The sequence below is a fragment of the Salmonella sp. SAL4457 genome (assembly GCF_046548235.1).
GTDB classification, from domain to species: Bacteria; Pseudomonadota; Gammaproteobacteria; order Enterobacterales; family Enterobacteriaceae; genus Salmonella; species Salmonella enterica.
Window position 1 is genome coordinate 1 of sequence record NZ_JBGDZO010000211.1, and the last position, 328, is coordinate 328.

The 328-nt window shown below is 63.7% G+C and carries 1 protein-coding gene; it reads left to right on the forward strand.

Annotated elements, in window-relative coordinates; translation table 11 throughout:
* Positions 1–328: arginine N-succinyltransferase (locus ACLJNW_RS23960; protein ID WP_410961188.1), on the forward strand; the 328-nt coding region annotated here is incomplete at both ends.

Genomic DNA, 328 nt, shown 5'->3' on the forward strand with positions numbered 1-328 from the left:
GTCCCCACGCTGTTCCTGGCCAACGACCTGACCGGCAATTCCGAGCTGTGCTCGCTGTTCCTCCACGCCGACCACCGCAGCGGCCTCAACGGCAAGCTGCTGTCGCGCGCGCGCTTCCTGTTCATCGCCGAATTCCGCCACCTGTTCGGCGACAAGCTGATCGCCGAGATGCGCGGCATGTCCGACGAGGAGGGGCGTTCGCCAATCTGGGAAAGCCTCGGCCGGCACTTCTTCAAGATGGAATTCTCCCAGGCCGACTACCTCACCGGGGTCGGCAACAAGGCCTTCATCGCCGAGCTGATGCCGAAGTTCCCGCTCTATACCTGCT